The sequence below is a fragment of the Tardiphaga sp. genome, assembly GCF_028290785.1.
GTDB lineage: Bacteria > Pseudomonadota > Alphaproteobacteria > Rhizobiales > Xanthobacteraceae > Tardiphaga.
This window is the reverse complement of record NZ_JAQGJD010000269.1, coordinates 1-25,051: the sequence shown is the minus strand read 5'-3', so window position 1 is coordinate 25,051 and position 25,051 is coordinate 1. Positions and strand designations below refer to the sequence as shown.

Here is a 25,051-nt window from a genome sequence, read left to right as displayed (position 1 = left end):
CGGCCCTTCGATCAAACGAGGCGGGGTGCGAGATCCCGACGGCCGCCAACGACCTTCCCGTAATCCCGTAACGCCCGCCCCGGCCGGCACCATCCTAACCGACGCACGCAGACTTACGATCCCGGTTCTGCGGAGCGGCATAAGGATGCCGCACCGCGCCCGGGAAACGGGGCTAGGCTCACCATTGTACCGCCCTTCCCCGCCGCTTACATTGGGTTTCCTGCAACCGGATTGGCGGACCCGCGATGGATCTCAGCCTGTACGAATCGATTGCGGAAACGCCATCGACCAACGATCCCACGCAGCATCGCGTGCTGATTGTCGGCGGCGGCGCGGCGGGGCTGCACCTGGCTTCGAAACTCGGCGCGCATTATGGCCGCAAGGGCAAGATCTCCGTCACGCTGCTCGACAAGTCCCGCGTCCATGTCTGGAAACCGCTGCTGCACGAGGTCGCTGCGGGCTCGTTCGACGCCGAGACCGATGCCGTCGAGCTGATCGCCCACGCCAAGCTGCGGCACTATCGCTACCGGATCGGGGAGATGATCGGAATCAACCGCGCCAGACAGCAGATTTATGTCGCACCGACCGACGACGACGCCGGCACGCGGGTCATTCCACCGCGGGTGCTCGGTTATGACACGCTGGTGATCGCCATCGGCAGCTTGTCGAATGATTTCGGTACGCCCGGCGTGATGCAGCATGCCATCACGCTCGATACGCTGGACCAGGCGGTGCGCTTCAACCGCCGCATGATGGATGCCTGCCTGCGCGCCAACGCCCAGTACGAGCCGCTGCGTCCCGGCCAGTTGCATTGCGCCATCGTCGGCGCCGGCGCCACCGGCGTCGAACTCGCCGCCGAGCTGCACAAATCAATGCGCGATCTGGCGTCCTATAATCTCGACAACATCGACTTCGACAAGACGATCAAGATCGAACTGATCGAGGCCGGTCCACGCATCCTGCTGGCGCTGCCGGAAGGCCTCGCGGCCGATACCACAAAACTGCTCGAGAGCCTCGGCATCAACGTCCGCACCGGCACACCGGTGATGTCGGTGGAGGCCGACGGCGTCACGCTGAATAGTGGCGAGTTCATCCCGGCGGAACTGATCGTCTGGGCCGCGGGCATCAAGGCGCCGGACGTGCTGCGCGACTTCGACGGGCTGGAGAGCGATCGCATCAACCGCCTGATCGTGAAGCCGACGCTGCAGACCACCCGCGACGATAACATTTTCGCGCTCGGCGACTGCGCATACTGCGTGCCGGAGGGTGCCAACGCCCCTCTGCCGCCGCGTGCGCAGACCGCGCAGCAGCAGGCCAATTTCATGGTCGGCGTCATCGCGCAGCGGCTCGACGGCCAACCGCTTTCGCACTTCAAGTACCACGATCGCGGCTCGCTGGTCGCGCTCAGCGACTACAAGACGTTCGGCGTGATCTTCCGCGGCTTCCGGCTCGAAGGCTTCTTCGCGATGCTCGCCTATCGCGCGCTGCACAAACTGCATCTGCTGGCGCTGTTCGGTCCGTGGCGCGTCGCGTTGAATTTTCTTGCAGGCCTGCTGACCAAGCGCACCGAGCCGCGCGTCAAGCTGCACTGAGCTTACAGATCATGCTGCGGGCGGCTGCGTTCGATGATTTCGGCCGCGCCCTTGTCGAGCAGATCGAGTCCGACGGCGCGGCCCAGTTCGCGCGGCCGGTCCGCCGGCCCCACGCGCGTCACCTCGATGAAGTGGCCACCGGCCTCATCGAGCACCGAGGCGGTGAGCGACATTTCGTGGCCGCTGATCATGGAGTACGCCGCAATCGGCGAGTTACAGTGGCCGTTCAGCACCCACAGCACCTCGCGCTCGGCGTCGCAGGACAGGTGCGCAGCGGGATCGTCGATCAGCGCCAGATAACGCCGGGTTTCCCAGTCGTTGGCTGCACATTCCACGGCAACGATGCCCTGCCCCGCCGCCGGCAGCATTTCCAGCGGCGAAAAATCACAAGCGATGCGGTTCGCCAGCCCGACGCGCTCCAGGCCGGAGCGCGCCATGATCAGCGCATCTGCGGGGCCGACCTCGCCGCCGCCCGGAAGCTGCTGCATTTCGCGTTCGTCGAGTTTTCGCACCCTCGTATCGGCCGCGCCGCGATAGTGGATCACCTCGATGGCCGGAAACAGCCGCCTGATATAGGCCGCGCGGCGCACGGCGTTCGTGCCAATCTTGAAACCTTCGCCGCGGCTGCGCCGGAGATCCTCCAGTGTGACCCCTTCGCGCAATACCAGCGCGTCGGTGGGCGGGTCGCGCACCAGGGTCGCGCCGATCACCAGCCCTGGCGTGTCTTCATTGCCGGGCATGTCCTTCAGCGAATGCATCGCGGCGTGCAGCGCACCGGAGCGCACCGCGTTGCGAATCTCGCCGACAAAGGCGCCGCCCTTGCCGCCATGGCGCAAAAGGTTGCTGGTCTGGTCGCGGTCGCCGACCGGCTCAAACTTGACGATCTCGACGTTGAGCTCCGGCGCCGCGGCGGACAGTCGGCGCGCAATCTCCTCGGTCTGGGCCAGCGCCATCGTGCTCTTGCGCGTGCCGATCCGCATTGAAACTGTCACCAAGCACGCTCCATCCCCGACCGCGTGAGATCCGCGGCGACTCCTTGAGAGGCAGATTAAAACCAGCCAGAGCCGCAATGCAACGGCGGGGCCCGGCTTGAATCACACCCCGGCGACACCCGTTTCGGCTTCTATCGGCGGTTATGCAATGGTAGTCAGGGACGACAGCCGGAGAATGACCGCCGGCAGGAACGGGGACGCGCGTGAGTGCCGAGGTTCTGATCGGGGAAGGCGACGGCGCGCATCTGGTGCCGCATCCGCTGCGTGCGGCAATCCTCGGCGAGGTCCATGCCCGGCCGTTCACCGCGGTCGAAGTTCCCGCCCGCCACATCCATTTCGCCTTCGACACGTCAGGGCCGCAGGCGCAGGCCGACCGCGCTAATCTGGTGAAGTTTTGCGAGGCGCGCGGCTTGCCGCCGCCCGCGCCGGGCGAAAAACATCACCGCGCGCCGTTCGGCAGCATCATCCTGCGCTGGGAGCAGCATTCGGAATTTACGACCTATACCTGGGAGATGCGGTCCGATCCCGGTGGCGTGCCGTTTCATCCCGATGCGGCCTCACTGGCCGCGCCGATGAAGCTGGTGCCGCAGCCGGGGCCCCTGCTGGTGGCTATCGACCTGCACCTGCTGAGCGAAGACGGCGTCCGCACCACGCCGGAGCGCCTGTTTGACCGCTCCAGCCTGGCGGTGGCGGAGAATTCCGATGGCGCGGCGCTCTACGCCACCGACTTCCAGCCGGGACCATCGGGCTTCGTGCGCATCCTGCTGATCGACCGCGGCATGCCGGCCGAGCGCGCCGGGGCGCTGACGCAGAGGGTGCTCGAACTGGAGACCTACCGCACCCTGGCGTTGCTCGGCCTGCCGGAAGCGCAGCGACTGGCGCCGTCGATCGGCGCCAGCGAACAGCGGCTCGCCGAGGTCACCCAGGAGATGCGCCAGCCCGGCGATCTCGCGAGCAACCACCGCCTGCTCGACGAATTGACGGCGCTGGCCGCCGACGTCGAGGCCGATGCCGCCGTCAGCGGATTCCGTTTCGGCGCCACCAGGGCCTACGAGGACATCGTCACCCAGCGGCTGCAGACCATCGGGGAACGCAAGGTCCGTGGTCTGCCGACCTGGTCGTCGTTCCTTGCCCGCCGCATGAAGCCAGCATTGCGCACCTGCGCCACCATCGAGAACCGCCAGGCCAACCTGTCGCTGAAACTGGCGCGCGCCGCCAACCTGCTGCGCACCCGCGTCGATGTCGAACTGGAACAGCAGAACCAGGAGCTGTTGAAATCCATGAACGCCCGGACCCGGCTGCAGTTGCGGCTGCAGACCACGGTGGAAGGATTGTCGGTGGCGGCGATCACCTATTACGTGGTCAGCCTGTTCGGCTACCTCGCCAAGGCGGCACATGACAGCGGCGTCTCCGTGGAGCCGACCATCGCCACGGCGGCCTTCGTGCCGGTGGCGGCGCTGACGATCTGGTGGACTGTGCGCCGAATCCGCAAGAGGCACGTGAGTGGCGAGGACTAGCTTTCTTCCTTCTCCCCCGTGCGAAGCGAAGCTTCGCCAGGTGGGAGAGGGAAGAAAGAAAGCTCGCGCTTGCAACTACTTCTCGGTCGGCAGACCCACCCACGTATCCGACGCGAACGGGCCGGCGGTCCGGCGTACGATCGCGTTGACGATGGCGGCGACCAGGATGTTGCCGACCAGCGCGATCAGGCCGACATAGGCCGTGGCCGAGAAGCTGCCGACCGAAATCAGGTGCAGCGGCTTCAGCCCGTCCATCCAGGTCAGATAGGTGCCGCCGAACAGCCCGACGGCCCAGCCGGCCAGCAATGCCGGCGCGGTGAACCAGCGCGTGAACAGGCCGAAGATCAGCGCCGGCAGCGTCTGCAGGATCCACAAGCCACCGAGCAATTGCAGATCGAGCGCGAACTGCGTCGGCAGATAGATGATCACCAGCAGCGCGCCGACCTTGACCACCAGCGAGGCGATCTTGGCGACGCCGGCCTCCTGGGCGTGGGTCACGTTCGGATTGACGTAGGCCTTCCAGAAATTGCGCGTGAACAGGTTGGCCGCGCCGATGCTCATCACCGCCGCCGGCACCAGCGCGCCGATCGCGATCGCGGCGAAGGCGAAGCCGGCGAACCAGCCCGGGAACAGGTTCTGGAACAGCGCCGGCACCACGTCATTGTTGCTGGCGAGTTTCAGATGCGCGGCGTGGCCCATGTAGCCGAGTAGAGCAAGGAGGCCGAGCATCAGCGTATAGGCCGGCAGCAGCACGGCGTTCTTGCGGATGGTGGTGGCGCTCTTGCTGGCAAAGATGCCGGTCAGCGTGTGCGGGTACATGAACGCCGCCAGCGCCGAGCCAAGCGCCAGCGTGGCGTAGGCGACGTACTGGCTCGGCTGCAGCAGGATGCTGCCGGAGCCCTTGGCCTTGAACGCCTCGTCGGCCGCGGTGAATACTGCAGCGTAACCGCCGAGCTTGCCGGGGATGTAGGACACCGCCGCGATCACGGCGATGTAGATCATGATGTCCTTGACGAAGGCGATCAGCGCCGGCGCGCGCAGGCCCGACGAGTAGGTGTACAGCGCCAGCACGATGAACGCGGCGATCAGCGGCCACTCGCCCTCGAAGCCGAGCGCCTTGACGGCCGCGGCCATGCCGATCAGCTGCAAGGCGATGTAGGGCATGGTGGCGACCACGCCGGTGATGGCGACAGCGGCCTCCAGCGTGCGCGACGCATAGCGACCGTGCACCACGTCGGCGGCGGTGACGTAGCCGTTATCCTTGGCGACCTGCCAAAGCTTCGGCATCACCATGAACACGAAGGGATAGACCAGGATGGTGTAGGGCAGCGCGAAGAAACCGTAAGCGCCGACCGAGTAGACCAAGGATGGCACCGCGATCACGGTGTAGGCGGTGTAGAAATCGCCGCCGACCAGGAACCAGGTGATCCAGGTGCCGAACTGGCGGCCGCCGAGGCCCCATTCGTCGAGGCTGGCCAGCGTCTTCGGCCGGCGCCAGCGCGACGCGACAAAGCCCATGATCGTGACGAGGGCGAAAAAGAAGATGAAGACCGCGAGCGCGGGGATATCAAGTTCAGTCTTCATGGGAATAGGTCCGGTAGGCAATCCAGGTCAGCACGGCGGTCACCGGCACCCAGGCGAGCTGGTACCAATAGAAGAACGGGAACCCGAGCAGCACCGGATCCTTGAAGTTGTAGAACGGAATCCACAGCAAGCCGACGAACGGCAACAGCAGCAGCCATAAATAATGGCGGTTCATGGTGAGAGCTCCCTGTCGCGCGAAATGTTGCGCGTCATTTTATGATGCGGAATGTTGCGCGGGGTTTAGGAGGCGGCGGAGGGTGTGTAAATGTGACGCAGTGCAGGGCTGCTATGAGGTGGGCATCGCCAAGAGCTCGGTCGTCGTCCCCGCGCAGGCGGGGACCCATAGCCTCAGGCATAGAAATAAGAGCGCTGCGGTTGCTCTAGCGCTGCAGCCGCGATCGCGGTGTTTATGGGTCCCCGCCTGCGCGGGGACGACACCTGAGAATGCGGAGGCTTTCTACCTTCCGCCGAACGTCGTATCGCCGAACAACGCCTTTTGCGTCGAGGGCTGTGAGCGCCAGTATTGCGGCGGGGCTTCGACGGTGGCGCCGAGTTCCGCCGCGGCGTGCCATGGCCAGCGCGGATCGTACAGAATGCCGCGAGCCAGCGCCACGAAGTCCGCCTTGCCCGAGGAGATGATGTCCTCGGCCTGCTGCGGCTCGGTGATCAGCCCGACGGCGAAGATCGGCAGGCCGGTCGCCTTCTTCACCGCCTCGGCGAACGGCACCTGATAGCCCGGCCCGATGGCAATCTTCTGCAGCGGCGAGACACCGCCCGACGACACGTCGATCCAGTCGACGCCGCGCTTTTTCAATTCGTTCGCCAGCACGATGGTCTGCTCGACATTCCAGCCGCCATCGACCCAGTCCGATGCAGAAACGCGGAAGCCGACCGGCTTCGAAGCAGGAAACGCCGCGCGCACCGCGTCGAACACTTCGAGCGGAAAGCGCATGCGGTTTTCCAGCGAACCGCCATACGCGTCCGTGCGATGGTTGGAAATCGGCGACAGGAATTCGTGCAGCAGGTAGCCGTGGGCGCCATGCAGTTCGAGCGCGTCGATGCCGAGCCGGTCGGCGCGCTTCGCCGTCGCCACGAAAGCATCGCGAATGCGCACGAGGCCGGCAGCGTCGATTTCCTGCGGCGGCAATTCGCCGGGCTTCTGCGGCACCGGCGACGGCGCCTGCGCGACCCAGCCGCCTTCGTTCAGGGCAACCTGCTGGCCACCGTCCCATGGTGCGTGGCTCGACGCCTTGCGGCCGGCATGGGCCAGTTGCATCGTCACTGCGATCTTCGAATGCTTGCGGATCGCTGCCAGCACCGGCTTCAGCGCGGCTTCAGTAGCGTCGTCATAGAGGCCGAGATCGCCGGGGGTGATGCGGCCGATGGCTTCCACCGCGGTAGCCTCGATGCACAGCATACCGGCGCCCGATAGCGCCATCGTGCCCAGATGCACCATGTGCCACTCGGTGGCTTTGCCATCGACGGCGGAATACTGGCACATCGGCGACACCACGATGCGATTGGGCAGCGTGAGGTCGCGCAGCTTGAACGGCGAAAACAATGCACTCATGGAATCGGGTTCCTTCAGCGTCCGGGATTGGGGCATCTCGCGGGTGACGGCGGCGGTGCCGGCCGCGATGCAATCCGATGCTGGCCGAGGCCGATCGCAAGCAACGCACCGCCGATATGGCAGGTAGCGATCGCCATCAGCGTCACCGCAAAGGCATGCGTCACAGCCGCCGGATCGCTGCGCGTCCCCAAAGCGGTGTAGAACAGACCACCCAGCACGGCAATGCTGACCGCCGCAGAGACCTGCAGCGTCGAGTTGAACATGCCGCCCACGAGGCCGGCGTGAGCCGGCGCGACTCGCTCGACGATGACGCGCACCATGGTGGGAATCGCCAGCCCCATGCCGAAGCCGAACAGCATCAATGCGGGCACGATCAGCGGCCACGGCGGAACCACGCCGGCGGGATGGGTGGCCACCACCGCCGCGGTCGCGATCGAGCCGGCGGCCGCCATCAAATAGCTGAGCGACGGCGCCGAAGTGCCAAGCCAGCGGCCGATCGCTGCGCTGAAGGTGGATGCGACCAGGAAGCCTGCCGAGAACGGCAGGATGGCGAGGCCGGCCTGCCATGCCGTGAAACGCAGCGCCGACTGCAGATAGATCGAATAGCTCAGAAAGAACGTCGCCACCGCATAGAGTGTGAGGATAGCGCCGAGGCCGCGCATCAGCCCGGGCGACTGGAACACTTCCATCGCGATCAGTGGATCGCCGCCGGTCTTGGCCAGGCGGATCTCGTAGCGGCGAAAGGCCTCCACGAAGAACGGCGTGGTGAGCAGCATCAGCAGCGACCACAGCGGCCAGCCGCGCTCACGGCCCTCTACCAGCGGCACGACGAAGGATGCCAATGCCAGCGACGACAACACCACGCCGCCGATATCCAGCCGGGGGCGATGCGCCCCCCGGGTTTCGCGCAGCAGTGGAATCGCGGCGAGGATGGTGACTATCACGATCGGCACATTGATCAGGAACACCAGCCGCCAGCCGTAACCGCCAATGTCAGCACCAACCAGCGCGCCGCCGAGCAATTGCCCGACGATCGAAGACAGACCCAGCGTCACTCCATAGATGCCCAGCGCGCGGCCGCGCTCATGCGGCGGGAACAGCGCATGCACCGAGGCCAGCGCCTGCGGCGCCATTGCCGCGGCGGTCAGCGCCTGCAGCAGCCGCGCCACGATCAGCGATAGCGGCGACCATGCCAGCCCGCACAACGCGGACGCCAGGGCGAAGCCGCCAAGGCCAAGCAGGAAGATCGACTTGCGGCCGTAAATATCGCCGAGCCGGCCGCCGGTGATCAGGAACACCGCATAGACCACAGCGTAGCCCGAGATCACCAGTTGCACGTCCGACGAGCGGGCATTGAGGCCCGCCGTGATCGCCGGCATCGCGTTGTTGACGATGAAGAAGTCGAGCGGCGCAAGGAAGGCGCCGATCAGCAGCACGGCGAGCGCGGCCCAGCGGTTCGGGTCGAGCGTCGCGGCAACCTGTGGAACAGCAATGGCGGGATTGGGCATGTCGTGTCTCGTTTCGTAGCATGTGCAAATAGACAGGATTTGGAAGCAGGCCTGATGCCGGGCAGTTGCCGTGGCCGCGCGATTACGACGCGGTCCTGCCCCCGTCACCCATGGGATACATCCTAGAATTCGGCCGGCGCTTTGCGCTCCAGCCCAACGAATATGTACGTCCGTATTGAAAAAACAACAGCAAATATGTACGATCGTATTATTTATTTCAGGGACCCCGAAATGAAGCGAGGCGCATCGGTTTCCCGACGCGCCTCATCTCTTTGGTCCGGTCGGCGCTCAGCGCCGGGCGGGAATCAATACGGGCAAATTACCCGGCCCCAGCGCCGGCTGAAATAGCAGCCGGGCGCAATGATGGGGCCACCGCCGTAGAAGCCGTAACCGCGACCGCGACCCCAGCCACCGCGGTAGCCGCCGCCTCGGTAGCCACCGCCGCGGCCCCAACCGCCACCACCGCGTCCACCGCCGCCACGTCCACCCCCGCGGGCATCGGCGGAAGTGCTGGCCGCCGTCAGCAGCACAGCGGAGGCGCCGATGATTCCGACGCAGTACACGGAAATCAGCGCCACCGCCGCGAGGCAGCGGGTCACGATATTGTGGCGCGTCGTCGATTTGGTGTGAGCCATTTTGAAGATCTCCCATCTCGGGAAGCGGGAATTTCGAAGTGCTTCCGGCGTCGAATAAGTGGTCGTCGTTCGGTTCTAACGCGTTCAAGTCAGAATAGTTTTTATGGTCGCCGTGTGGCGCCGGGTCTGGGTGCGAGAATAGGGTGAAGCCTCGACGCGGGTCAAGTTGCATGCGGCGCTCGCAGGGCACAGGCACATCTCGGCGTTAAGATTGCCTTCATATTGCTCCGCACTATGCTCGCCGCAGTGTTCGCACCTGCACAGGAGCGCGGACGATCAGGTTAGCCGCCTTGCGCAGGGTCGCTTGCATTTCCCATACTCCACCTCCTTCGAATTTCCAGAAGATGGTCCATGCCCAGCCACAGATACATTCTCGGCCTCAACACCTACGATCACGACGTCAGCGCCTGCCTGCTGCGCGACGGTGAAATCGTCTATGCGATCGAGAAAGAACGCATCACCCGCGAGAAGCACGCCACCGGCTTCTACAGGGATGTGATCGACTATTGCCTCGACGCCGAAGGCATCGCGCTGGATGACGTCGAACTGGTGGTGAGCAATTGCTACATCCTGCCGGTGCCGGAGATGGAAGACCGCCTCGTCTATCAGGACATGCCGGGCTTCCTGCCGGAATACGAGCGCGCCGACGCCAGCAAGCATCCGCTGTATCGCGCGCGGAACGGCAAGGTGGCCACGATCTCGCACCATCTGGCGCACGCCTACAGCGCGTTCGCCGTGTGCCCGTTCGACGAAGGCGCGATCATGATCGTCGATGGCGTCGGCAGCTATCGTTCCGATGTGATGGAGCCATTTCCGGCCGAAGATACCGGCTCGCCACTGGCGCGGGAATCCGAGAGTTACTACAGCTTCAGCGGCAGCAAACTCGAATGCTTGAAGAAGGTCTGGATGGAGCCCGACCGCGGCTTTCTCAGCGACGAATTCTACAACATGCCCGGTCTGGGAGCCCTGTATAGCCGCGCCTCCACTTACGTGTTTGGCGACTGGAACAAGTGCGGCGAGTTGATGGGGCTCGCACCCTACGGCCGCCACGGCCAGATCAGGCCGTTGATGGAGATCGCCGACAACAAGCTCAGCGTGCCGCGCTGGTCGCCGGAGTACAACCAGCCTTACCTGACCGACCCGGACAGCAAGTGGGAGAGCCATCCCTCGATGCGGCACTGGGAGGATCTTGCCTGGCGGGTGCAGGACGACACCGAGAAGGTGCTGCTCGCCCGTGCGCGCTGGCTGCGCGAGACCACCGGCGCGAAAAACCTCTGCATCGCCGGCGGCGTCGCGCTGAACTGCGTCGCCAACGGCCGCATCGCGCGCGAGGCCGGTTTCGACAACGTCTGGATTCAGCCCGCGGCCGGCGACAACGGCATCGCCATCGGCTGCGCCTATTACGGCCTGCTTGAATTGCAGAAGCAGCCGCGATCCTTCGTGATGAAACACTCCTACACCGGCAGGACCTATCCCGATTCCGACGTCGAAGCCGCGACACAACGCTCGCTGGTCCGGATCCAGACTAGCGCCGTGCGCCGCGACAACATCTGCCGCGACACCGCAAAGCTGCTGGCGGAGCAGCAGGTGATCGGCTGGTTCCAGGGCGGCTCGGAATTCGGGCCGCGCGCGCTCGGCAACCGCAGCATCCTCGCCGATCCGCGCAAGCCGGAGATGAAGGATATTCTCAACAGCCGGGTCAAGCATCGCCAGCCGTTCCGGCCGTTCGCGCCGATCGTGCTCGCGGAGCGCGCCCACGAGATTTTCGAGGGCGACGGGGATTCGCCGTTCATGCTGATCGCCAAGCCGGTGCGCCCCGAATGGCGCGAGAAAATCCCGGCGATCGTTCATGTCGATGGCACCGCGCGGGTGCAGACCGTGACCGAAGATACCAATCCGGTACTGTATCGGCTGCTACTGGAATTCGAGGCGCTGACCGGCGTGCCGGTACTGCTCAACACCTCGTTCAACGTCAAGGGCGAGCCGATCGTCGAGACCCCGCGCGACGCGATGGCCTGCTTTCTGACCACCGGGATCGATCACCTGATCCTGCACGATACGCTGGTGTCAAAGACCTCAGCGCATCGCATCGTGGCGCCATTGGTGAAGACCTACATGGAAGTCGCGACGCTCGTGCTGTCGAATGTGAAGTAGCTGCTGACCGCGACGCGCTCTTTCTTCCTTCTCCCCTGCGCGAAGCGAAGCTTCGCTGGGTGGGAGAAGGAAGAAAGTAAAGGCACGCTTACGCGGCCCGCACCGAGCTCAGGAACTTGCTGACCTCGACCTTCAACCGGTTGCTGTCCGACGACAGCGACTGTGCGGCCGACAGCACCTGCGACGACGCCGAGCCGGTCTCGCTGGCGCCGCGCTGCACGTCGGTGATGTTGGATGACACCTGCATGGTGCCCTGCGCGGCCTGCTGCACGTTGCGGGAAATCTCCTGCGTCGCCGCGCCCTGCTCTTCCACCGCCGAGGCGATGGTCGAGGAAATTTCCGACATCCGGCCGATGGTGTCGCCGATCTCCTTGATGGCGTTGACCGACTCCTGCGTCGCCGCCTGAATGCCGGAGATCTGCATGCTGATCTCGCCCGTGGCTTTTGCAGTCTGTTCGGCCAGCGCCTTCACTTCGGAAGCGACCACCGCAAAACCGCGACCGGCTTCGCCGGCGCGTGCGGCTTCGATGGTCGCATTCAGCGCCAGCAGGTTGGTCTGTCCGGCGATGGTGTTGATCAACTCGACCACGTCGCCGATCCGCGCCGCCGCCTTGGCCAGCTCACCGACGCGATCGTTGGTCTTGCGTGCCTGATCGACGGCCTGGCCGGCGATCGTCGCCGATTCCTGCACCTGGCGGCTGATCTCGTTGACCGACGACGCCATCTCTTCAGTAGCGGAGGCCACTGACTGCACATTGGTGGAGGCTTCTTCCGACGCGGCAGCGACCATTGTGGTGAGATGCTGAGAACGCTCGGCGGTCGCGGTCAGCGTGCCGGCGGAGGCTTCGAGTTCGGTCGAGGCCGACGACACGGTGTTGACGATCTCGCCGATCATCGCTTCGAAATCGCGGGTGATTCCATCGACGCGGCGGCCGCGTTCGATCTTGGCTTCGGCATCGACCATTGCCGCTTCATCGGCGGCCTTCTTGTCGATCAGTGCCTGTTTGAACACCTGCAGCGCATCGCCCATGGTGCCGATCTCGGTCTTCATGCCCTGATGCGGTACGATTGCCGACAAATCGCCGGCGCCGAGCGCCTGCATCGGCTTGACGATCGAGGCAATGCCGCTGGAGACGTCGCGCACCAGATAGATGCCGATGCCCGCGCCGAGCACCGCCGACACGACGAGAATGGCCACAACCATCATGAAGGCAGCATCGTAGCTGGCGGACGCATCCGCGCCGGCACTTGCCGCTCCCTTGTTATTGAGTTCGATATCCTTGTCGAGCAGCGCGTCCGACTTGATGCCGATCGGATTGACCGTCTTGCTGTTCAACTCGCTGGCGTCATGCGGAATCTTACCGACGCTGGCACGGGACAGTGCCATCACCTGCTGCGTGGCCTTCTTGTACTCGTCCCAGTTCAGGCTCCACTCCTGGTAAATCGCACGCTCCTCGGGCGAGGTGACCAGCGGCTCATAGGCGGCACGAACCTTGTTATTGCGCTCGACGACGCCTTCCAGCACCTTTTCAACCGCAAGTTTTTCTTCAAGCGTCTCCGCCAGCAGATGCGACCGGATCACGTTGCGGTAGTTGATGACGCCCGCCTTCAGTTCGCCTAGCACGCGAACGCTCGGCAACCAGCTGGTCTGGATGTCCACCGCGTTGGCATTGATCGCCTGCATCTTTCGAACCGAGAGCACCCCCAATCCGGTCATGGCGAGCAGCAAAAATGAAAGAACGATCGTGATCTTGGCGCGAATGGATAGGCTGGCGAGCATGACGAAAGGTCCCTCGGTCTTAGACCGTTGGTGCGCGATGGCGCTGCTGAAATTTTTTTTGAGTTGAACGCACGACACAAAAAGCGATTACGGGTCGAATACCGAACAAGTTACTGATCCGTATTCACGTAAGTCAGAGTGCCGACATAAAGTTAAAAAGCAGTGCAGCATAAACGGCGTTGCTGCATAGCTTGCATGCGCAAGTGTTCGGCGCATATGCAGCAACTGAAAACCGCCGATCTATCGGGCATCAAGCCGCGCGCACGGAATTCAGGAATCGGGCGACCTCGATCTTCAACCGGTTGCTCTCGCCCGACAGCGACTGGGCCGCCGACAGCACCTGGGACGACGCCGAGCCGGTCTCGCTGGCGCCGCGCTGGACATCGGTGATGTTGGATGACACCTGCATGGTACCCTGCGCCGCCTGCTGCACGTTGCGCGAGATTTCCTGCGTCGCGGCACCCTGCTCTTCCACTGCCGAAGCGATGGTCGAGGAGATTTCCGACATTCGGCCGATGGTGTCGCCGATCTCCTTGATGGCGTTGACCGACTCCTGCGTTGCCGCCTGAATGCCGGAAATCTGCATGCTGATCTCGCCAGTGGCCTTGGCGGTCTGCTCGGCCAGCGCCTTCACTTCGGACGCTACCACCGCAAAGCCGCGGCCGGCCTCGCCGGCACGCGCCGCTTCGATGGTCGCGTTCAAAGCCAGCAGGTTGGTCTGCCCGGCGATGGTGTTGATCAACTCGACCACGTCGCCGATCCGCGCCGCGGCCTTGGCCAACTCGCCGACGCGATCGTTGGTCTTGCGCGCCTGATCGACGGCCTGGCCGGCGATCGTCGCCGATTCCTGCACCTGGCGACTGATCTCGTTCACCGACGAAGCCATCTCTTCCGTCGCGGAGGCGACCGACTGCACATTGGTGGAGGCTTCTTCCGACGCGGCAGCGACGGCCGTGGTGAGTTCCTGCGAACGCTCCGCGGTCGCGGTCAGCGTGCTGGCGGAAGCTTCGAGTTCGGTCGAGGCCGACGACACGGTTTCGACGATCTCGCCGATCATCGCCTCGAAATCGCGCGTGATGCCATCGACGCGGCGACCACGTTCGATCTTGGCTTCGGCATCGACCGCGGCGGCATCGTCCGCGGCCTTCTTGTCGATCAGCGCCTGCTTGAACACCTGCAGCGCATCGCCCATCGAGCCGATTTCGGTCTTCATGCCCTGATGCGGCACGACCGCGGTCAGATCGCCGGTGCCCAACGCTTGCATCGGCTTGACGATCGACGCGATGCCGCTGGAGACATCCTTCACCAGATAGATGCCGACGCCGATGCCAACCACGGCCGATACGCCGAGGATCACCGCCATCAGCGTGAATGCCGTATTGTAGCTGTCGGTCGCGTTCTTACCCGACAGTTCGGCGCCCTTGTCATTGATCTCGATATCCTTCAGCAGGAGCTGGTCCGCCTTGGCGCCGAGCGGATTGATCGTCTTGAGATTCAGCTCATGGGCTTCGTGCGCGCCTTTGCCGAGATTTTTCCGGTCGAGCGCAAAGACTTCCTGGCTGCGCGACAGGTAGGTTTCCCAATCCTTGCTCCATTCATTATAAGTCGCACGTTCCTCCGCTCCCGATATCATCTTTTCATATTGGGCGCGCTGGTCGAGAATACGCTTGGAGATCTTGTCGATGCCCGCCTCCGTCGCGGCCATCTGCTCCGCGGTTTCCGCCAGAATGTGCGCGCGGACCAGATTACGGTAGTCGATGGTGGTGGCGCGCAGCGCTCCCAGCACGCGGACGCTGGGCAGCCAGTTGTCCTTGATGTCCGCCGCATTGGCATTGATCGTCTGCATCTTGCTGACGGCCAGCAGACCCATCCCCGTCATCGCAATCAGCAAAAATGAAATCACGATCGTGATCTTGGCGCGGATGGACAGACAGGCGAGCATGACGAAAAATCCCTTTCTTCTAATATCGTTCAATACGTTGGTTGATGACGAAGCGCCGCGTGGCTGATCGCGAGCCTGCTGCCGATGTGCAAGACCTGAACAACGATCAAGGCGCTCCCTGCATGCTGGTAGCGAGGCATCGCCGACAGGGTTCGTTCGCCGGAGTGGAGGCGTGCCGCGTCGGCCGCACAGGCGCGACGGGTGTGACGCAATGATCTGTCGTGGCCCGGGCGTTTAACACCGGGCGTTTTTGGCGTGGCTGAATATTTTCGGTGAAGACATGTCTCGCGCAGAACGCGAAAGGCCTGGGACCAATTGGCGACAATGGCTATTGGCGGCTCGATGGCGTCGTGTGGTCATGCAGAAACGTACCACTGCACATCTGATGCAATGGTTAACGCGAGCTGTGCGCAATCGCCAAGGTCCGGCTAAAATGGCCGGTACCAGGGTGCTTGCGGCGGGAGACTAGACATTTAAAGACCGGCGCCGTTCCGCGCGACGACGGTCTTTAAACCGTCTCCTCTCGCCGGCCTGCGACCGACGTCCCTATGCCGCCCGCACGGAGTTCAGGAACTTGCTGACTTCGACCTTTAGCCGGTTGCTGTCGGACGACAGCGACTGGGCGGCCGACAGCACCTGCGACGAAGCCGAGCCTGTCTCGCTGGCGCCGCGCTGGACGTCGATGATGTTGGACGTCACCTGCGTGGTGCCTTGCGCGGCCTGCTGCACGTTGCGGGAGATTTCCTGAGTCGCCGCACCCTGCTCTTCCACAGCCGACGCAATGGTCGAGGCGATTTCCGACATCTTGCCGATGGTGCTGCCTATCTCCCGGATGGCCAGCACCGATTCATCGGTGGCGCTCTGGATGCTGGCGATCTGCTGACCGATCTCGCCGGTGGCCTTTGCGGTCTGCTCGGCCAGCGCCTTCACCTCGGAAGCGACCACCGCGAAGCCGCGGCCGGCGTCGCCGGCGCGAGCGGCTTCGATAGTCGCGTTCAGCGCCAGCAGGTTCGTCTGCCCGGCGATGGTGTTGATCAACTCGACCACGGCGCCGATCCGGCTCGCCGCCTTCGACAACTCACCGACGCGGTCGTTAGTCTTTTGCGCCTGCGACACCGCCTCGTTGGCGATGCGCGCGGACTCCTGCACCTGGCGGCTGATCTCGTTGATCGACGACGCCATCTCCTCGGTAGACGACGCCACCGATTGCACGTTGGTCGAGGCTTCTTCGGACGCTGCCGCCACCATTGTGGTGAGCTGCTGCGAGCGCTCGGCGGTCGAGGTCAGCGTGCCCGCGGAGGCTTCCAGCTGCGTCGAGGCCGACGAGACGGTATCGACGATATTGCCAACGGCTTGTTCGAAATCGTCCGCCAGCTTGACCATCTCCCGCTTGCGCTGGCCGGCCGCCGCCTGGTCCTGCGTGACCCGGGCTTCGGCTTCGGTGCGCGCCTTCTCCTCCGCCTTGACCTTGAAGGTCTCGACCGCCCGCGCCATGTCGCCGACTTCGTCCTTGCGCGCCAGGCCGGGTAGCACGACGTCGAAATTGCCTTCGGCCAGTTTCTTCATGCCCGCGGTCAGGCCGGACAGCGGGACGATGATGCCCCGCGCGATCAGAAAGGCGATCAGCAGACCGACAAGGGTGACGCCGCCCGCGACGATCTCCTGCGTGGTGATGGTGCCGGCGATCCGTTCGTCATTCGCGGTGGTGGCGGACGCAAATGCCTTTTGGGTCGAAACCTTGACCGTCTCGGTCTTGTCGATCGCCGACGCAATCGTCGGCGTGATTGTCTTGTAGTACAGATCGTCCATCTGCAGGAGGCTCGCCGAAGCTTTTTCGAACACCGATGCATAGCTGACCAGGTTTGCCTTGATGGCATCGAACAGCGTCTGCAAGGTCGGCGGCATGTCGAACTTCTCCATGTCGGCGATCTGCTGCTGGGCATTCTTCACACTGCTCTTGAACAGCGCGACGTTCTCCTGGTCCCGGCCGGCAAAGAAGCGCCAGTTCGCCAACTGCACCAGCAGCGTCTCCGACTGTAGCGTCGTTGATCCGGCTGCGAACGGCGTGCTGCGGGTGGCGATGACCAGCTTCTTCAGCCCGCTCGATAGTTTCTCGCCTTCTGCCAGCAATGCAGTGCGGCCCGCGACCATCTGCTTGACGACGTCGCCAAGCGCCCCGCGCTGGGTCTTCAACTGGGTTACATCCTTGGCGATCTCGCGGTACGCCGCGCGACGCTCTTCCAGGCGTACCGTCTTGATCGCCGATTCGAGCAATTCGCCGATATTGGACAGCAGCTTGTCTGACTCGACGAAAGAAGCTTCATCCTGGTCAAAAGTGTAGCGCAGCAAGGCGCGGCGCGCGGAGTGCAGCTCCGCGGAAATTTCCACCGAACGGATCGTATTGCCGGACTGGACGTTCATGGATCTGACTTGATCGCGAACCTCCGTCAACTGCCACACGCCAAACCCCATGGATACCACGCCGAACAGCACGAGGGCGCCAAAGCCCGCATAGAGCCGACCGCGGATTCGGAGAGAGAGCAGCGACATCGGTAGTATCCTTTGGGGATTGCCCCGACGGTGCAGGGCGTGTTGATTACCCAGACCATCGCAAGGTTGTAGAAATTTCAGGTTAACTCGCGCAACGCCGACGCTTGAAACGAAGGCCTATCCGGCGTTGCGTGTAGTTCTACGTTGCACCCATTCCGAGTAACGCAAAGCAGTCGAACGACGAATTTCCACACACCAATGCTTCGTCGCGATGCCGAGCGGCAGGTTACAAATCCACTTATGCTGCGCGCACCGAGTCCAGGAACCGGCCGACCTCGAGCTTGAGTCGGCTGCTTTCGCCGGACAGCGACTGCGCAGCCGCCAGCACTTGCGACGAGGCCGATCCGGTTTCGCCGGCGCCACGCTGCACATCGGTGATGTTCGACGAGACCTGCATGGTGCCCTGCGCTGCCTGCTGCACGTTGCGGGAGATTTCCTGCGTCGCGGCGCCCTGCTCTTCCACGGCGGACGCGATCGTCGAAGCGATCTCCGACATCCGGCCGATGGTGTCGCCGATCTCCTTGATGGCGCCGACGGATTCCTGCGTTGCCGCCTGGATACCCTGGATCTGCTGGCTGATATCGCCCGTCGCTTTTGCCGTCTGCTCGGCCAGCGCTTTCACTTCGGAAGCGACCACGGCGAAGCCGCGGCCGGCGTCGCCGGCGCGCGCCGCTTCGATGGTGGCGTTCAGCGCCAAGAGGTTGGTCTGCCCAGCGATGGTATTGATCAGCTCGACGACATCGCCGATGCGAGCCGCGGCCTTTGCCAGTTCCGCGACGCGGTCGTTGGTCTTGCGCGCCTGTGCCACCGCGGCGTTGGCGATATCGGCGGATTCCTGCACCTGGCGACTGATCTCGTTCACCGAGGACGCCATTTCTTCGGTGGCAGAGGCCACCGAGCGCACGTTGGTGGAGGCTTCCTCGGATGCTGCGGCCACTGCCGTGGTCAGGTGCTGCGCGCGCTCCGCCGTCGCGGTCAGCGTGCCGGCCGAAGCTTCGAGCTGGGTCGATGCCGAGGACACCGTCTCGACGATGATGCCGACCGCATCTTCAAAATCGTCGGCAAGCTTGACCATCTCGCGCTTGCGGGTGGCCACCGTCACCTTGTCCAGATCGATCCGGGCTTCGGCTTCGTCGCGCGCCTTCTGCTCGGCGTTTTCGCGGATCACCGTCACTGTCTTGGCGATGTCGCCGATTTCGTCGCCGCGGCTGGCACCGGGGATCACGACGTCGAGATGACCTGCGGCCATCGTCGCCATCGCGCCGTTGAGCCGCGTCATCGGGCGGGCCACACCAAAGAAGGAGAACATCATGGTGCTAACCAGCACCAATACGACGGCCATGCCGAGCGCTAAATTGATACGGGCCGATCCGGCCAGTTTTTCCGCCGCCTCCGCCCGCGCCGCCGCGACATTGGCCTGCGCCGCAGCCACCGCCGCCGCAACCTGCTCGGATGCCTGCGTCGCCGAAGGCGCCATCTTGGCCCGAGAGATTTCGTTCTTCTGGTCGTTGTTGTTGATGGCCTCGCTGGTGCCGGAGATGAATTTCTTCACATCGTTGCCGAGCTGGACGAGGCCGGCTTCGACGAGCGGGGTTTCATCCATGACGCTGGCACGCGCCAGCGCATTGGTCAGAGCGGTGCTGTGCTTGGTGATCAGCAGCTTTTGCGGTGCCTCGTTCATGGTGGCATAACGCCACGCCGCGGCGCGCACCGCGTTGATGGCAATGTCGGCATTCTGCAATTGCGCGTTCAGGTCAGGCCAGGTCGCCGATTCAGTCACGGCGGTGGTCCCTCGCAACTGCTCCAGATGGCGGTCCCAGTCGAGCGAAGCGACATTCCGGGTCCGGTAGATGTCGAGCATTTTCTTTTGCAGGGCGATGATGTCGGTAGAGCCGGCGGCGTAGTCGCCCACCAGCGTCTTGATTTTCTCGAGCCGCACCTTTGTCTCCGGCTTCGTCGCCAGCGCCAGCGCCGCATCCAGGCTCTTGTCCTGGGCGGCCTTGGCAGCCTGCACGTCGGCATTGCCCTTCTCGATTTCGTTGGTCGTGATCGCCATTCGCACGGCGCGATTGGCCAGCCTCATATTGCCGAGTTCAGCCTCGATCATCCGTGCGTGATCGGCGATCGCCTGTTGCACGTTGGCGTGGCGGTTGGCCTCGGTGATGGAGGCCTCCGTCCGCATGTCGTTGGCAACGACGCCGATAGACAGCAGAATGCCGACCAACCCGGCGAGGCCGAGCTTGTTGCCGACGCGGTTGAACTTGATCATCTAGATTTACTTTCCGGAATGGACACGAAGGTCAGGCCGAATGCTGTGCCGGGCCCCGCGACAAGGGGCACCGGCGCCGGAATCATGATCGGGACGATCAGAATTCCGGCTTGAGGAGGTGGGTCGCCACGGGTGGGACAAGCCGATTGAACAGGTTCGTGAGGACGAACGCCGGGTCGCACCGGTGGAGTTCAATCAGCGGCACGGCAGCGTCCGTCCTCACAGGTTAAAAGATACCAGTGGACTCTGACGCAATCGTTAACATGCCGCACTGCGGAATCTGTTAAATGCCTGCAATCATTAGTGGTAAAATCTGCCGAGAGACCGCATCCCGTCTCTAGTGCGCCAGGATTTTCGACAGGAATTGCTGGGCGCGCTCGCTACGCGGGCTGCCGAAGAAGTCGTCTTTCTGTGCGTCTTCGACGATTTCACCCGCATCCATGAAGATCACGCGGTTGGCGACCTTCTTCGCAAAACCCATTTCGTGGGTCACCACCATCATGGTCATGCCCTCCTTGGCCAGTTCGACCATCACGTCGAGCACTTCGTTGATCATCTCGGGATCGAGCGCTGAAGTCGGCTCGTCGAACAGCATGCAGATCGGGTCCATCACCAGCGCCCGCGCGATCGCGACACGCTGCTGCTGCCCGCCGGATAGCTGCCCGGGATATTTTTCCGCATGTGCCGTCAGGCCGACGCGCTCCAGCATCTTCATCGCCTTGGCCCTGGCCGAGTCCTCCGAGCGGCCGAGCACCTTGGTCTGACCGAGGCAGAGGTTCTCGACGATGCGCAGGTGCGGAAACAATTCGAAGTGTTGAAACACCATGCCGACCCGCGAGCGAAGTTTCGGCAGATCCTTCTTCATCGTCGTGACGGAAAGCCCGTCCACCGTGATGGTGCCTTCCTGCACCGGCTCCAGCGCGTTCACGGTCTTGATGAGGGTCGATTTGCCAGACCCCGACGGGCCGCAGACCACGACCACTTCGCCCTTGTCGACGGACGTCGTGCAGTTCTTCAGCACCTGGAACGTGGGGTTGTACCACTTGCTGACGTTATCGATGGTGATCATGGGCATGGGGGCGACCGAAGTTGGAGACACGGACAAGGTTGAAAGCGACTAGCGGATAATGCTGATGCGTTTTTGCAGGCGCTTCACGAAGAACGAGGCGGTGAAGCAGATCGTGAAATAGACCACCGCCGCGAAGAGATACATTTCGGTGAGCCGCCCGTCGCGCTGTGCAACCTTCGAGGCCGCGCCCAGGAAGTCGGTGATCGACAGCACGTAGACCAGCGAGGTGTCCTGAAACAGCACGATGGTCTGGGTGAATATCACCGGCAGCATGTTGCGGAACGCCTGCGGCAGCACCACGTGGCGCATCACCTCGCGGTAGTTCAGGCCGATGGCATAGCCGGCCATCACCTGCCCGCGCGGTATCGACTGAATGCCGGCACGCATGATCTCGGAGAAATACGCCGCCTCGAACAGTGTGAAGGTGATGATGGTCGAGGAATAGGCGCCAACCTGCACCGGCTGGTCGGCCCGCATGATCCACTGCCCGATATAGGGCATCAGGAAGTAGAACAGGAAGATCACCAGCACCAGCGGCAGCGAGCGCATCAAGTTGACGTAGCTCGCCGCAAACGTCGACAGCGCCACGTTCGACGACAGCCGCATCAGCGCGACGAACGTGCCGAGGATCAGGCCGCCGATGGTGGCGATCACCGTCAGCGTCAGGGTAAACGTCATGCCCTGCTCGAACAGGTAGGGCAGGCTGCGCCAGATGACGTTAAAATCGAAATCGCTGAACATTACGCCTTCCCCCCGTTGAAGCCGGGGATCACCAGACGCTGCTCGGCATAGCGCATTCCGATCGTCACCACCGCGCTAAGCGCCAGATAGATGACGGTCGCAGCCGTGAAGGCCTCGAACACCTGGAACGAGAATTCCTGCATCGAACGCGCCCGTGCAGTCAATTCCAGCACGCCGATCGTCAGCGCCACCGCGGTGTTCTTGATGGTGTTGAGAAATTCGGAGGTCAACGGCGGAAAGATGACGCGGTAGGCCAGCGGCAGCAGGATGTAGCGATAGGTCTGCACGGTGGTGAGGCCGATCGCGGTGCCGGCCATGCGCTGCCCCTTGGGGAGCGAATTAATGCCGGCGCTGACCTGGGTGGCCACGCGCGACGACATATAGAGACCGAGGCCGATCATGGCCGTATAGAACGGCCCGTTGCGCAACTGCTTGACCCAGGCCCCGAGCTCCTGCGGCAGCAGTTCGGGGACCACGAAGAACCAGATGAAGAGCTGCACCAGCAGCGGAATGTTGCGGAACATCTCGATATAGGCATTGCCGAGCCGCACCGGCCACTTCGACGGTAGCGTGCGGATGATACCGATGAACGAGCCGATGACGAAGGCGATGGTCCAGGCGCATAGCGCGAGCATGATCGTCACCCCCAGCCCGCTCATCAGCGTGCTGAAATAAGTGCCGGTTGCTTCAGGCGTCTGCTCCCAGAAGATTCCCCAGTTCCAGTTGTAATTCACGTATCCCCCCGCCGCGAGCGCTCTAGTTAGAAGCCCATGCAATGGCTGGGCCATTGCATGGGCAGTTGGTCGTTACATCGCGTAGGCGTCGGGATCGGCCGAATCGGACGGCTTCGCAAAGGACTTCTTCTGCTCCGCGCCCATCGGCACGTTGAGGTTCAGACCCTTCGGGGGAATCTTGGCCATGAACCACTTGTCATACAGCTTGGCGCCTTCCGGGCTGGTGTAGAGCGCCGCGGTGGCGCCATCCACAACCTTCTTGAACGGCGCATCGTCCTTGCGCAGCATGATGCCGTACGGCTCCGGCTTGGAGAACGCATCCTTGGAGATCACATAACCGGTCGGATCCTTGGAGCCGGCGGCGAGGCTGGCGAGCAGGATGTCGTCCATCACGAAAGCGACGGCGCGATCGGTCTCCACCATCAGAAACGCTTCCGCATGGTCCTTCGCGGCAATCACGTTGATGCCGAGGTTACGCGCGGCGTTGGCTTCGGTGAGCTGCTTGATGTTGGTGGTGCCGGAGGTGGAGACTACCGACTTGCCCTTCAGATCGTCGATCGAATTAAGCTTGCTGGCCTTCTTCGAGACAAAACGGCTTGCCGTCAGGAAGTGGGTGTTGGTGAAAGCGACCTGCTTCTGGCGATCGGCATTGTTGGTGGTCGAACCGCATTCCAGATCGACGGTACCGTTGGCGATCAGCGGGATACGGGTCGCCGAGGTGACCGGATTGAGCTTGACTTCGAGTTTGTCGAGCTTGAGGTCCGCCTTCACGGCATCGACGATCTTGTAGCAGATGTCCATCGCGAAGCCGATCGGCTTCTGATTGTCGTCGAGATAGGAAAACGGCACCGACGAATCGCGGAAACCGATGGTGATGGCGCCGGTGTCCTTGATCTTCTTCAGCGTGCCGGTCAGTTCCTGCGCTTGCACCTGGCCCGCGCAGATCGCGACGGCGATCACGGTGCCCAATAGACGAATGTGTTTCATAAACCTTCTCCTCAACTGTTCGATCCCCAACGGCGTCCGCCCACCACTTTTGGATGAGCGCGCCGGCACGACCGATCCGGATGCTTGCACAATCGGGGCCAAAACGGAATTGGACTGACGACGCGATTTGTCGCTGCGGCTGCGTTCCCCTACAAGCCCACCATGAGCAATGCCCTGCACGCCCCGACCGACGCCGCAGCCGCGCGCGCCGCTGAACCCGCCGAGCCGGCCGATCGTCCCGGCATGGTCATTGTCACGACGATTCTGGCTTCGAGCATGGCCTTCATCGACGGCTCGGTGGTCAATGTCGGGCTGCCCGCAATATCCGCCAATTTCCATGCCGAAGCCGCCGATCTGCAGTGGGTGGTCAACGCCTATCTGTTGCCGCTGAGTGCGCTGCTGCTGCTCGGCGGTGCGGCCGGCGACCGTTTCGGGCGCAGGCGGATGCTGATCGCGGGTGTCGGCCTGTTCGCCCTGGCGTCGCTGGCCTGCGCGGCGGCGCCCAGCCTGCGCTGGCTGCTGGTGGCCCGCTTCCTCCAGGGCATCGCCGCCGCAATGCTGATGCCGAACAGCCTGGCCATTCTCGGCCAGACCTTTTCCGGCGCCGCCAAAGGCCGCGCCATCGGCATTTGGGCCGCGTCAGGCGCCGCCGGTGGCGCCATCGGCCCGGTGCTGGGCGGCTGGCTGATCGACATCGGCAGTTGGCGCTACGTCTTTCTTATTAATGTGCCGCTGGCGCTGGGGGCCATGGCGCTGGCCTGGCTTTATGTCCCCCGCGACCGCAACGGCGGCGGCGATGCCCTCGATGGTCTCGGCGCCGTGCTCGCCACGGCCGGATTGGGCCTGACCACCTGGGCGCTGACCGAAGGCTCCGGACGCGGCTGGTCGCCATCCATCCTGGGCGCACTGGTGGTGGGCGCGGTGCTGCTCGTGCTGTTCGTGCTGGCCGAGAAACGCCTCGGGGAGCGCGCGATGATGCCGCTGGCGCTGTTCGGATCGGCGGGCTTCGTCGGGCTGACGCTGCTCACCTTCCTGCTGTACGGCGCGCTCGGCGGGCTGTTCGTGCTGGTGCCGTACGTTCTGATCGAGGCCGGCGGCTATACCGCCACCCAGGCCGGCGCGGCGCTGTTGCCGCTGCCGCTGGTGATTTCGCTGGCATCGCCGCTGGCCGGCGCGTTCGCGGCCAAAACCGGGCCACGGCGACTGCTGGTGCTCGGGCCGATCGTGGTCGCCGCGGGCTTCCTGCTGGCGCTGCGGATCGGCTCCGGCGCCAACTACTGGACCGACGTGCTGCCCGCCATGGTGGTGATCGCCCTCGGCATGGCCGGCGCGGTGGCGCCGCTGACCACCGCCGTGCTGATGTCGGTCGATGCGCAGCATGTGGGATCGGCGTCGGGCTTCAACAGCGCGGTGGCGCGCAGCGGCGG

Annotated in this window: 18 protein-coding genes; 4 read left to right on the top strand and 14 right to left on the bottom strand. The window is 63.7% G+C overall.

Annotated elements, in window-relative coordinates:
* Window positions 1–245: 245 nt before the first annotated feature.
* Entirely contained in the window at window positions 246–1,592 is a 1,347-nt protein-coding gene (locus JWR89_RS16510; protein WP_299718016.1) for an NAD(P)/FAD-dependent oxidoreductase, read from the top strand.
* A gap of 2 nt (window positions 1,593–1,594) precedes the next feature.
* Here JWR89_RS16510 and hemC read toward each other — a convergent pair whose 3' ends face one another.
* Window positions 1,595–2,584 (bottom strand): hydroxymethylbilane synthase, encoded by a 990-nt coding sequence (gene hemC / locus JWR89_RS16505; RefSeq protein ID WP_299718014.1) that lies wholly within the window; start codon window positions 2,582–2,584, stop codon window positions 1,595–1,597.
* A 203-nt stretch (window positions 2,585–2,787) separates the two neighbouring features.
* Here hemC and JWR89_RS16500 point away from each other — a divergent pair, with 203 nt between their 5' ends.
* Window positions 2,788–4,101, top strand: a complete 1,314-nt coding sequence (locus tag JWR89_RS16500) for a DUF3422 domain-containing protein (protein ID WP_299718012.1) — start codon at window positions 2,788–2,790, stop codon at window positions 4,099–4,101.
* Between the two features lie 75 nt (window positions 4,102–4,176).
* Here JWR89_RS16500 and mctP read toward each other — a convergent pair whose 3' ends face one another.
* From mctP to JWR89_RS16475, 5 genes are all read right to left on the bottom strand, one after another.
* Complete coding sequence (gene mctP, locus JWR89_RS16495) at window positions 4,177–5,685, bottom strand: monocarboxylate uptake permease MctP (RefSeq protein ID WP_299718011.1); 1,509 nt, start codon at window positions 5,683–5,685, stop codon at window positions 4,177–4,179.
* Window positions 5,675–5,860: a DUF3311 domain-containing protein gene (locus tag JWR89_RS16490; RefSeq protein WP_299718010.1), complete on the bottom strand. Its 186-nt coding sequence runs from the start codon at window positions 5,858–5,860 to the stop codon at window positions 5,675–5,677. Before JWR89_RS16490 ends, mctP begins: the two co-directional genes overlap by 11 nt.
* 282 nt (window positions 5,861–6,142) lie before the next feature.
* The gene (locus tag JWR89_RS16485; RefSeq protein ID WP_299718009.1) at window positions 6,143–7,255 is read right to left on the bottom strand and encodes an NADH:flavin oxidoreductase/NADH oxidase; all 1,113 of its coding nucleotides are present in this window, start codon (window positions 7,253–7,255) and stop codon (window positions 6,143–6,145) included.
* A gap of 14 nt (window positions 7,256–7,269) precedes the next feature.
* A complete protein-coding gene (locus tag JWR89_RS16480; RefSeq protein ID WP_299718007.1) occupies window positions 7,270–8,763 on the bottom strand; it encodes an MFS transporter in 1,494 nt (497 codons plus the stop codon).
* A gap of 305 nt (window positions 8,764–9,068) precedes the next feature.
* Entirely contained in the window at window positions 9,069–9,398 is a 330-nt protein-coding gene (locus tag JWR89_RS16475; RefSeq protein ID WP_299718005.1) for a hypothetical protein, read from the bottom strand.
* Between the two features lie 351 nt (window positions 9,399–9,749).
* Here JWR89_RS16475 and JWR89_RS16470 point away from each other — a divergent pair, with 351 nt between their 5' ends.
* Window positions 9,750–11,552, top strand: coding sequence for a carbamoyltransferase C-terminal domain-containing protein (locus tag JWR89_RS16470; RefSeq protein WP_299718003.1), 1,803 nt, complete (start codon window positions 9,750–9,752; stop codon window positions 11,550–11,552).
* An 88-nt stretch (window positions 11,553–11,640) separates the two neighbouring features.
* On the opposite strand, the gene JWR89_RS16465 is transcribed toward JWR89_RS16470, so the two are convergent.
* The 8 genes from JWR89_RS16465 to JWR89_RS16430 all read right to left on the bottom strand — a co-directional run bounded on the left by JWR89_RS16465 (window position 11,641) and on the right by JWR89_RS16430 (window position 23,624).
* Window positions 11,641–13,332: a methyl-accepting chemotaxis protein gene (locus JWR89_RS16465; RefSeq protein WP_299718001.1), complete on the bottom strand. Its 1,692-nt coding sequence runs from the start codon at window positions 13,330–13,332 to the stop codon at window positions 11,641–11,643.
* 250 nt (window positions 13,333–13,582) lie between these two features.
* A complete protein-coding gene (locus JWR89_RS16460) occupies window positions 13,583–15,274 on the bottom strand; it encodes a methyl-accepting chemotaxis protein (protein ID WP_299717999.1) in 1,692 nt (563 codons plus the stop codon).
* Window positions 15,275–15,820: 546 nt separating this feature from the next.
* The gene (locus JWR89_RS16455; RefSeq protein ID WP_299717997.1) at window positions 15,821–17,824 is read right to left on the bottom strand and encodes a methyl-accepting chemotaxis protein; all 2,004 of its coding nucleotides are present in this window, start codon (window positions 17,822–17,824) and stop codon (window positions 15,821–15,823) included.
* A gap of 238 nt (window positions 17,825–18,062) precedes the next feature.
* Window positions 18,063–20,093, bottom strand: a complete 2,031-nt coding sequence (locus JWR89_RS16450) for a methyl-accepting chemotaxis protein (RefSeq protein WP_299717995.1) — start codon at window positions 20,091–20,093, stop codon at window positions 18,063–18,065.
* Between the two features lie 337 nt (window positions 20,094–20,430).
* Window positions 20,431–21,162 carry an amino acid ABC transporter ATP-binding protein gene (locus tag JWR89_RS16445; RefSeq protein WP_299718018.1) on the bottom strand — a complete coding sequence of 244 codons (732 nt, stop codon included), beginning with the start codon at window positions 21,160–21,162 and terminating at the stop codon, window positions 20,431–20,433.
* A 48-nt stretch (window positions 21,163–21,210) separates the two neighbouring features.
* Complete coding sequence (locus JWR89_RS16440; protein WP_299717993.1) at window positions 21,211–21,903, bottom strand: amino acid ABC transporter permease; 693 nt, start codon at window positions 21,901–21,903, stop codon at window positions 21,211–21,213.
* The gene (locus JWR89_RS16435) at window positions 21,903–22,637 is read right to left on the bottom strand and encodes an amino acid ABC transporter permease (protein WP_299717991.1); all 735 of its coding nucleotides are present in this window, start codon (window positions 22,635–22,637) and stop codon (window positions 21,903–21,905) included. Before JWR89_RS16435 ends, JWR89_RS16440 begins: the two co-directional genes overlap by 1 nt.
* Window positions 22,638–22,709: 72 nt before the next feature.
* Window positions 22,710–23,624, bottom strand: a complete 915-nt coding sequence (locus JWR89_RS16430) for an amino acid ABC transporter substrate-binding protein (RefSeq protein WP_299717989.1) — start codon at window positions 23,622–23,624, stop codon at window positions 22,710–22,712.
* A 162-nt stretch (window positions 23,625–23,786) separates the two neighbouring features.
* Here JWR89_RS16430 and JWR89_RS16425 point away from each other — a divergent pair.
* Window positions 23,787–25,051, top strand: a 1,265-nt coding sequence (locus JWR89_RS16425; protein ID WP_299717987.1) for an MFS transporter, incomplete at its 3' end; no start/stop codon positions are given.